General features: G+C 72.8%; 7 protein-coding genes. 5 read left to right on the top strand and 2 right to left on the bottom strand.

Going from position 1 to position 9,598, the window contains the following annotated elements; translation table 11 throughout:
- The first annotated feature begins 98 nt into the window (after positions 1-98).
- The 3 genes from ACZ7GJ_RS24210 to ACZ7GJ_RS24220 all read left to right on the top strand — a co-directional run bounded on the left by ACZ7GJ_RS24210 (position 99) and on the right by ACZ7GJ_RS24220 (position 3,567).
- The gene (locus tag ACZ7GJ_RS24210) at positions 99-1,007 is read left to right on the top strand and encodes a carbohydrate ABC transporter permease (RefSeq protein ID WP_470754606.1); all 909 of its coding nucleotides are present in this window, start codon (positions 99-101) and stop codon (positions 1,005-1,007) included.
- 14 nt (positions 1,008-1,021) lie between these two features.
- Complete coding sequence (locus tag ACZ7GJ_RS24215; protein ID WP_470754607.1) at positions 1,022-1,897, top strand: carbohydrate ABC transporter permease; 876 nt, start codon at positions 1,022-1,024, stop codon at positions 1,895-1,897.
- Between the two features lie 62 nt (positions 1,898-1,959).
- Positions 1,960-3,567, top strand: a complete 1,608-nt coding sequence (locus tag ACZ7GJ_RS24220) for a glycoside hydrolase family 13 protein (RefSeq protein ID WP_470754609.1) — start codon at positions 1,960-1,962, stop codon at positions 3,565-3,567.
- 39 nt (positions 3,568-3,606) lie between these two features.
- On the opposite strand, the gene ACZ7GJ_RS24225 is transcribed toward ACZ7GJ_RS24220, so the two are convergent.
- On the bottom strand, positions 3,607-4,830 hold the full coding sequence (locus ACZ7GJ_RS24225; protein WP_470754610.1) for a citrate synthase: 1,224 nt from the start codon (positions 4,828-4,830) through the stop codon (positions 3,607-3,609).
- Positions 4,831-4,900: 70 nt separating this feature from the next.
- Between ACZ7GJ_RS24225 and ACZ7GJ_RS24230 the strand changes: the two genes are divergently transcribed.
- The gene (locus ACZ7GJ_RS24230) at positions 4,901-6,061 is read left to right on the top strand and encodes a citrate synthase (protein ID WP_470754611.1); all 1,161 of its coding nucleotides are present in this window, start codon (positions 4,901-4,903) and stop codon (positions 6,059-6,061) included.
- A 35-nt stretch (positions 6,062-6,096) separates the two neighbouring features.
- The gene (locus ACZ7GJ_RS24235) at positions 6,097-7,197 is read left to right on the top strand and encodes a CobW family GTP-binding protein (RefSeq protein WP_470754612.1); all 1,101 of its coding nucleotides are present in this window, start codon (positions 6,097-6,099) and stop codon (positions 7,195-7,197) included.
- 127 nt (positions 7,198-7,324) lie between these two features.
- Here ACZ7GJ_RS24235 and ACZ7GJ_RS24240 read toward each other — a convergent pair whose 3' ends face one another.
- Positions 7,325-9,445, bottom strand: coding sequence for a restriction endonuclease (locus ACZ7GJ_RS24240; protein WP_470754614.1), 2,121 nt, complete (start codon positions 9,443-9,445; stop codon positions 7,325-7,327).
- Positions 9,446-9,598 lie beyond the last annotated feature (153 nt).

Below are 9,598 nucleotides of genomic sequence, written 5' to 3' on the forward strand. Positions count from 1 at the left end.
GGCGGGGGTTCGGGCGGCCCTCCCCGGCCCGGACCCACCCCGGGCACCCTGCCCCGGGCACCCGCCCGCGTGCAGACGGCGACCACCAAGGAGCGGCGATGTCGGCCCCCACCCTGTCCGGTACCTCCCGCGAGGAATTCCTCCGGGCGGTCAAGCGGAACCTCACGGCCCACGGCTTTCTGATCGGCGCCGTCCTGTGCTTCTCCTTCTTCTCCTGGTACCCGATGGTCCGGGAGTTCCTGCTGGCCTTCCAGAAGACCGAGGGCGGCGCCACCCGTTGGGTCGGCTGGGAGAACTTCCGCTACGTCTTCGGCGACCCGAACTTCTGGCAGGCCTGGCGCAACACCCTGCTCTTCACGGGACTCGCCCTGGTCCTCGGCTTCGCCGTCCCCTTCGCCGTCTCCCTCGTGCTCAACGAGTTCCGGCACGCCCAGGGGTACTTGAGGCTCCTCGTCTACCTGCCGGTGATGCTGCCGCCGGTGGCCTCGATCCTGCTCTTCAAGTACTTCTACGACCCCGGTTTCGGAATTTTCAACAGGGCCCTGGAATTCCTGCACCTTCCGCCGCAAGACTGGCTGCAATCCACCGATACCGCGATGCTGTCCGTCGTCATCGCTTCCACGTGGATGAACATGGGCGGGGCCACGCTGATCTACCTGGCCGCCCTCCAGGGGATCCCCGGCGAGCTCTACGAGGCCGCCGAGCTCGACGGAGCCGGACTGCTGCGCAAGATCTGGCACGTCACCATCCCGCAGACCAAGCTCATCCTCTCGCTCATGCTGCTGATGCAGGTCATCGCCACGATGCAGGTGTTCGTCGAACCGTTCATGCTGACCGGCGGCGCCGGCCCCGAGGGCTCGACCACCACCGTGGTCGTCCTCATCTACCAGTACGCCTTCAGCTTCAACCAGTACGGCGGCGCCGCGGCCCTCGGCCTGTGCCTGCTCGTCCTGCTCGCGGGCTTCTCCGCCGTCTACGTCCGGCTGAGCCGCGACAACGAGAACTGACCGGGAGCACTCACATGGCAGAGCGCACGCTGATATCGCCGGCCCAACTCGGCCGCACCCGAGGCAAGATCGCCTACTGGACGGTCCTCGTCCTGGTCGTCGTCGGCTTCACCCTCGTCTTCCTCGGGCCCCTCTACTGGATGGTCGCCAACGGCCTCAAGAGCACCCAGGAGTTCACGCAGGTCCCGCCCACCCTGGTGCCGGACTCGCTGCACGCCGACAACTACACGGCGGCCTGGAAGGTCATGGACCTCGCCAAGCTGCTCCTCAACACGCTCTACTACGCCTTCGGCGCCCTGGCCTTCCAGCTCGTGCTCGACGTGGCCGCCGCCTACTCGCTGTCCAAGCTGCGGCCGGTGTTCGGCAGGGCCGTCCTCGGGATGATGCTGGCCACGCTGATGATCCCGGCCACCGTGCTCGTCGTACCGCAGTACCTCACGGTCCTGGACATGCCGCTCATCCAGCGGAACCTGCTCAACTCGCCCTGGGTGATCTGGCTGCCCTCCGTCACCAACGCCTTCAACATCTTCCTGCTGAAGCGGTTCTTCGACTCCATCCCGGGCGAGATCCTCGACGCCGCCGCCATCGACGGGGCGAGCGCCCTGCGCACGCTGCGATCCGTGGTTCTGCCGATGTCCCGGCCCGTCCTCGGCGTCGTGTCGATCTTCGCGGTCGTCGGCGTCTGGAAGGACTTCCTCTGGCCCATGCTCACCCTCCCCGACCCGGCCCTGCAGACGCTCAACGTCGGCATCCACTCGCTGGCCAGGGGAGTCCCCGAGAACCATCTCGTCGCCGCCCTCGCGATGGCCTCCGCTCCCACGCTGATCATCTTCCTGATCTTCCAGCGCAACATCATGAGCGGTCTGACGGCAGGTTCCCTCAAGGGCTGAACCCGGCCTCCGTCGCCGTCCCCGGCCTCCTCCGTACCAGGACACCGTGAAAGGACCCCTCCGTGGCCGACTTTCCCCTGCCCGAAAACGCCGCCGACTGGTGGCGCTCGGCCGCCATCTACCAGGTGTACGTGCGCAGCTTCGCCGACGGCGACGGGGACGGCACCGGCGACCTCGCGGGCGTCCGGGCCCGCCTGCCCCATCTCGCCGAACTGGGGGTGGACGCCCTCTGGTTCACCCCCTGGTACCTCTCCCCGCTGGCCGACGGCGGCTACGACGTCGCCGACTACCGCACCATCGACCCCGCCTTCGGCACCCTCGCCGAAGCCGAGAAGCTCATCGCCGAGGCCCGCGAGCTGGGCATCCGCACCATCGTGGACATCGTCCCGAACCACGTGTCCGACCAGCACGCCTGGTTCCGGGCAGCCCTGGCCGCCGGCCCCGGCAGCCCCGAGCGGGAGCTCTTCCACTTCCGCCCCGGCCGCGGTGAGCACGGCGAACTGCCGCCCGGCGACTGGCCCTCGCAGTTCAACGGCGCCGCCACCTGGACGCAGGTACCGGACGGGGAGTGGTACCTGCACCTGTTCACCCCGCAGCAGCCCGACCTCAACTGGGACCACCCCGCCGTCCGCCGGGAGCACGAGGAAGTGCTGCGCTTCTGGTTCGAGCGGGGCGTGGCCGGCGTACGGATCGACTCCGCGGCCCTGCTCGCCAAGGACCCGGCGCTGCCCGACCTGGCCGGCCGCTCGCCCGAACCCTGGCCCGGGGAGACCCACCCGTACATCGACCGGGACGAACTGCACGGCATCTACCGCTCATGGCGCGCCATCGCCGACGAGTACGGAGCCGTCTTCGTCGGCGAGGTCTGGCTGCCGGACTCCGAGCGCTTCGCCCGCTACCTGCGCCCCGACGAGCTGCACACCGCCTTCAACTTCTCCTTCCTCAGCTGCCCCTGGGACGCCGGGCGGCTGCGCACCTCCATCGAGGAGACCCTCGCCGAGCACGCGCCCGTCGGGGCCCCGGCCACATGGGTGCTGTGCAACCACGACGTGACCCGCACGGTCACCCGCTACGGGCGGGCCGACACCGGCTTCGACTTCGCGGCCAAGGCCTTCGGCACCCCGACCGACCTGGCGCTCGGCACCCGGCGGGCGCGCGCCGCGGCCCTGCTGACGCTGGCCCTGCCCGGCGCCGTGTACGTCTACCAGGGCGAGGAACTGGGGCTGCCGGAAGCCGAGATACCGCTCGACCGGATCCAGGACCCCATGCACTTCCGCTCCGGCGGCGTCGACCCCGGGCGCGACGGGTGCCGGGTGCCGCTGCCGTGGACCGCCGATCCGTGGCACGACCCGTGGCTGCCCCAGCCCGCGGACTGGGCGGCGTACGCGGCGGACCGCCAGGCCGGCGACCCGGGCTCCATGCTCACCCTCTACCGCACGGCCCTCGCGCTGCGGCGGGCCGCGGCTGGGTTCGGCGGCGGCTCGCTCCGGTGGCGCGGGGCGGAGCCCGGAGTGCTCGCCTTCGACCGCCCCGACGGGCTGGTCTGCATGGTCAACCTCTCGCCGGAGCCGGTGGCGCTGCCGGCCGGTACCAGACTCCTGCTGAGCAGTTCCGCCCTGGACGACACGGGGCTGCTCGCGCAGGACACGGCGGTCTGGCTGCGGACCTGACGCCGCAGCCGGACCGCCACCCCGCGGGGGATCCGCCCGTCACGGCATCGGCTGTGGCGGGCGGGGCCCGTGGTACTCGCCGCTCGGGCGCATCCGCAGCGGCCGTTCCTGGTACTCCTCCAGCGCGTGTGCGATCCAGCCCGCCGTGCGGGCCACCGCGAAGACCGTTTCCCCGGCCTCCGCCGCCATCCCGCACGACACGGTCAGCACCGCCAGCGCCAAGTCCACATTGGCGTGCAGCCCGCCCTGCCGGGTCATCATCGCGGCGACCTCCCGCGCGGCGCCCAGCGCGGGCGCGGCCTGCGGCAGGCCCTCCAGCCTGGCGAAGAGCACCTGCGCGCGCGGGTCCTCGCCCTTGTAGAGCCGGTGCCCGAGCCCCGGCACCCGCCGGCCCGCACGCAAGTACTCGGCCACCACCGGAGCGGCCCCGCCCCGCTCCAGGACCTCCACCAGCATCCGGTGCGCCAGCCGGCCGGCCGCGCCGTGCAGCGGCCCTTCGAGCGCGCCGAGGCCGGCCGACACCGCCGCGTACGGATGGGCGCGGGCCGACGCGGCCACCCGTACCGCCAGGGTGGAGGCGGCCAGGTCGTGGTCGGCCAGGAGTCCGAGCGCCAGGTCCAGCACGGCCAGCGCGTCCGGGTCCGGCTCGCGCGCCGTCAGCCGCGCCCACAGCTGCCGGGCGATACGGCCGTCCCCCGGCCACCCGGACGGCCCGGCCTCGGGCAGGGCTCCGACCAGCGTGGGGATCAGGCAGCGCGCGGAGCCCAGTACGGCCTCCTCGGACAGGTCGAAGCGCAGAGGGTCCGCCACCGCCGCCGCGGCCACCGCCACGCGCAGCCGGTCGACCGGACCGCTGTGGTCGGGGAGGGCGGCGACCGCCTGGCGGGCCGCGGCGAGGGGCTCCGCGGGGGCCGTGAAGCGCGCCCCGAGCGGGAGCCGGCCCGTCCAGAGCCACTCCGCCACCTCCTCGTAGCTGTGGCGCGAGGCCAGGGCCACGGCGTCCACGCCCCGGAAGTAGTACCGGTCCGGCTCGATGAGCGTGAGGGCCGTCCGTACGGAGAGCTCCCCGGCGGGGGCCGCTGCCTCGCGCCGGTTGCGCCGGGCCAGCTCCTCCACCTCTCGCGCGTCGAAACTGCTGCCCCGGCCGACCGCGTCGCGCCGGCTGGTGAGCTGGCCGCGGCTGACGTAGGCGTACACGGTGGCGGGCTTCACCCCGAGCAGTTCGGCGGCCTGCCGGGTGGTGAGCCGTCGCTCTTCGTTCATGCACGACACCCTACATATGTTGATTCAATCAATATTGACAAGGATTCCATCAATCATCGATGGTCGATCCATGAACACCACCGCCAGTACCTTCAAAGCCCCGCGCGGTCTCGCGGGGGTCGTGGTCACCGAGACCCAGCTCGGCGACGTCCGGGGCCGTGAGGGCTTCTACCACTACCGCCAGTACTCGGCCGTCGAACTCGCCGCGCACCGCACCTTCGAGGACGTGTGGCAGCTGATGTTCCGCGGCACGCTCCCGGCCGACGCCGCCGAGCGGGCCGCCTTCGCCGCCGAGATCGCGCCGCTGCGCCGGCTGCCCGCCGAGGTGCGGGACGCCCTGCCCGCGCTGGCCCGCGCCACCGCGCTGGCCGGCCCGCTCGCGGGGCTGCGCACGGCACTCTCACTGCTCGGCGCCAGCGCCGGCTTCCGCCCGGTGTACGACCTCGGTCCCGAGCGCCGGGCCGCCGACGCGCTGGCCGCCTGCGCCGCCGTACCGACCCTGCTCACCGCACTGCACCGGCTCGGGCAGGGGCTGGAGCCGGTGGAGCCGCGCGAGGACCTCCCGTACGCCGCCAACTACCTGTACATGCTGACCGGCGAGGAACCCGACCCGGTCAGGGCCCGTGCGGTCGAGCAGTACCTGATCTCCACCATCGACCACGGTTTCAACGCCTCCACCTTCACCGCCCGCGTGATCGCCTCCACCGGCGCCGACATCGCGGCCTGCCTCACCGGAGCGATCGGCGCGCTCTCCGGGCCCCTGCACGGCGGGGCGCCCAGCCGTGCCCTGGACACCCTGGACGCCATCGGCACGGCCGACCGGATCGACCCGTGGATCCGCGAGCGGGTGCTGGCCGGGGACCGGATCATGGGCTTCGGGCACCCCGTGTACCGCACCGAGGACCCCCGCTCGCGCATGCTGCGGGACATCGCCGCCCGGTTCGGCGGCCCGCTCGTCGACTTCGCCGTCGAGGTCGAGCGGCAGGTCGAGAGGATCCTCGCCGAGCTCAAGCCGGGCCGCGAACTCCACACCAACGTCGAGTTCTACGCGGGCGTGGTCATGGAGCTGTGCGGGCTGCCCCGCGAGATGTTCACCCCGACGTTCTGCGCGGCCCGGGTGGTCGGCTGGAGCGCGAACATCCTGGAGCAGGCGGCCGACCCGAAGATCATCCGACCGGCCGCCCAGTACACCGGACCGACCCCGCCCCAACCGGTGCCGCCGCTCGGCTGAGGGCACCCGAGGCGGCACTGGCTACGATCGGGCGGGTGAACAGCAGGCAGGCCATCCCCGTCGTCGTCCTCGCCGGATTCCTCGGATCCGGCAAGACCACCGTGCTCAACCACCTCCTCGGCAACCGGGGCGGCACCCGCATCGGGGTGGTCGTCAACGACTTCGGGTCGATCGAGATCGACGCGATGTCGGTGGCGGGCCAGGTCGGCGACTCGATGGTCTCCCTCGGCAGCGGCTGCCTGTGCTGCGCGGTGGACGGCAGCGAGCTGGACGCCTACCTGGAGAAGCTCGCCGCGCCGGTCCACCGCATCGATGTGATCGTCATCGAGGCGAGCGGGCTGGCCGAGCCCCAGGAGATGATCCGGATGCTGATGGCCAGCGAGAACCCGGACATCCGCTACGGCGGCATGGTGCAGGTCGTGGACGCGGCGGAGTTCGACGCGACCCGGGTCAAGCACCCCGAGACCGACCGCCACCTCGCCGTCGCCGATCTCGTCGTCCTCAACAAGACCGACCGGGTGGACACCGCCGAGCGGGCGCGCATCGAGGGCGTACTGGCTACCCTCTGCGCTCCGGGAACCCCGGTCATCGGCGCCGACCACGGGCGGATCGACCCCGAGCTGCTCTTCGACCGCCGCCCGTGGACGCAGACCCGCGGACAGCTCTCCTTCGAGGACCTGCTCGCCGAGGCGGACGACCGCGACCACGATCACCACCACGAGGCCGACCACTGCGCCCATGCGCACGCGTCGTACGAGAGCGTCGAGTTCGTTTCCGAGCAGGCCCTCTCCCCGAGGCGGTTCATCGACTTCCTGGACCGCCGGCCGGCCGGGCTCTACCGGATCAAGGGCTTCGTCTACTTCGGCGTACCCGGCCACGAGGAGCGCTACGAGGTCCACGCGGTCGGCCGCTTCCTGCGCTTCGCCCCGCAGCCCTGGGGCCGGGGCGAGCCCCGCCTGACGCAGCTCGTCCTGATCGGCTCCGGCACCGACGGGCCCGCACTCCTGGGCGGGCTCGCGGACTGCCGCGAACCCTCCCCGCGCGAGCTCGGCCCGGAGAGCATGTGGGGCGTCCTGCGGTACGTGGCCCGACGCGAGCCGGAGCCGCAGCCGGAGCCCGAAGCCGATCGCGGCTAGTGCCGTGCCGGGCGCCGCGACCCGGTGGACCTTGCCGGTCACGGCACTAGTAGGTCGTGTCGTCAAAGTCCCGTCTGGCCGGCGGGGCCCGCCCTTAGGGCGGCCGACGCCACTTTGACGACACTCCCTAGGCGACCTCGATGCCGTGTTCGCGCAGGAGGTCCTCCAGCCCGGCGCGGTAGCCCTTGCCACCGATCACGAAGTCCCAGTCGTCGTTCGCCCGGCGCCGGAACGAGCCGAGGACCAGGGCGGTTTCCCCGGCGCGGCCGTCGGAGACCTCCAGGCGGCCGAGCTCCTCGCCGTCGGCGCCGAGCAGGCGCACGTGTGCGTCGGTGAAGCCGGCCAGGTCGGCGTTCGGGTCGGCCTCGGGGTCGATCGCCGCGACGAGGACCAGGCGGTCGGCGCGCTGCGGCAGCGCCTCGAAGGAGACCTCCAGCGCGGCCTTGTCCGGCGCGCAGTGTGCCCGGGTGCGTACCGAACCGTCCGGCGTGCACGGGTTGTTGAAGAACACGAAGTGGTCCTCGCTCAGCACCCGGCTGCCCTCGCAGACCAGGGCGCACACGTCGAGCGCGACCTGGCCCGACCAGGACATGCCCAGCACGTTGTGCTCCGGGGGCGCGGCAGGCTGCGTCTGCGGCCGCGGCGGCTCCGGCGTCCGCTGGGCCGGTACGGAGGCTCCTGCGCCCCCGCCGCCGAGGCGCCCCCGCAGTCCGTACTGGTGCAGGAGCTCCACGAGCTCGGCCCCGGGAACCAACTCCAGCGGCTTGCCGTTGGCAAAGGTGTACGACCCGGGTCCGAAGGACGAAGTGGTGACCAGCACGCCCTTGTTGGCCCCCGCGTCCTGGACCGTGCCGTACAGGTCACGCACCGCCGTCGGCGGCACCGTGTTGCGGTAGCGCTTGACCTGGACCACGATCCGACCGCCCCGGATCGGTGCCGGGTCCAGCGCCTCGACGTCGACACCGCCGTCGCCCGAGCGCTGCGTGGTCACCGCCTCCATGCCCATCGCCCGGAACAGCTCCGCGACCAGGTTCTCGAAGGCGATCGGGTCCATCGCGAAGAGGTCGGGCTCCTCCTCGCCGTCGGCCGCGTGCCCACCGTGGCTGACGACGCCGGCCGCGCCGCCGACCTCGGCCGGCCTGCGCCCCGGCCGTACCGCGGTCAGCTGGTCGGGGCGCGCCGACAGCTGCCCGCGCAACCCCTCGACCAGGCAGTCCACCGCGCTCACCTGCTCCAGCCGCAGCCCGGTGAAGGCGGAGCGCGCGGCCGACACGGTGGCCAGGACGAGCTGGGTCTCCCGGCCCGTCACCGGATCGTGGTCGTCCACGAAGCCGTTGACCACCACCGAGTCCAGCGAGCCGAACTCGTCCGCGGCGTACAGCTCGCGCACCACCAGCAGGACGCACTGGGCCAGCAGGTCCCGGTACAGGCCCCGCCGCTGGGTGGCCGGGCGGGCCGTCTCCTTGTCCTGGTCGGTACTCGGCACGTACCGGACCGACTTGGCCTCCGGCACCACCTCGTAGCGCGGCAGCTCCCAGTCCAACACCAACTGCCGGGCCGCCGGGTCGTACGCCGCCGAGACCTGGCGCGGCAGGGCCTCGGGCCAGGCCGTGGAGGCGTACAGGGCCGCCGAGAAGTACTCGACCGCTGCCTCGGCGTCGCCCGCCCGCAGCGCCGAGGCCAGCTCGGTCAGCCCGTCGTTGTGCCGGTGCACCCCGGCGTGCTGCTCGGCCGCCCAGCGGTCGTACTGCTCCCGGTAGACCGCCAGTTGCCGGCGCCGCTCGGTCTCGGCCGCATGCGCCGCCTGCCAGGCCTGGGTGTACCGGGCGTGCGCCTCGCGCTCCGCCTGGGCGCGCCGGCCGGCGCCGGGCAGCCAGCCGCCCGGCTGCTGGAACTGCTCGATGCGGGGCATCGGCACGGGGTGCGCCAGGTTCCCGGGGTTGAACGGCGCGAGCACCTCGGGCTGCCGCACCAGCCCGGCCATCCGGAACGCGGGGGCCCGGCAGCCCGCGGCCAGCAGGCCCTGCAGGGCGGCCACTTCCGCCTCGATCCGCTCCGAACGCCGCCGGGCCTCCGCCTCGCGGTGCTGCCGGTAGGCCGCCTGCTGCTCGCGCTGGCCCCGGGCCACGTCCCGCTCGTACGCCCGTTGGCGGCGCTCGGCCTCACGCTGCTGGATCAGCTGCGTACGCTGCTGCCGGCGCTGGGCCTCGGCCCAGTCCCCGATCGATCCGCCCGACCGACGACTCATCAGCTTTCTTCCCCCGCCCGCCCGCAAGCACCAACGGGAAAACAGTAGTCGGTGCATCCGACACGGGGCGGGGGGGGGGGGGGGGGGGGGGGGGGGGGGGGGGGGAGCCAGGGCCGAGCGGTCCGCCCGGCGGTTCGCACCACACGACCCCGC

This window comes from Streptomyces sp. NPDC037242, from assembly GCF_055604165.1.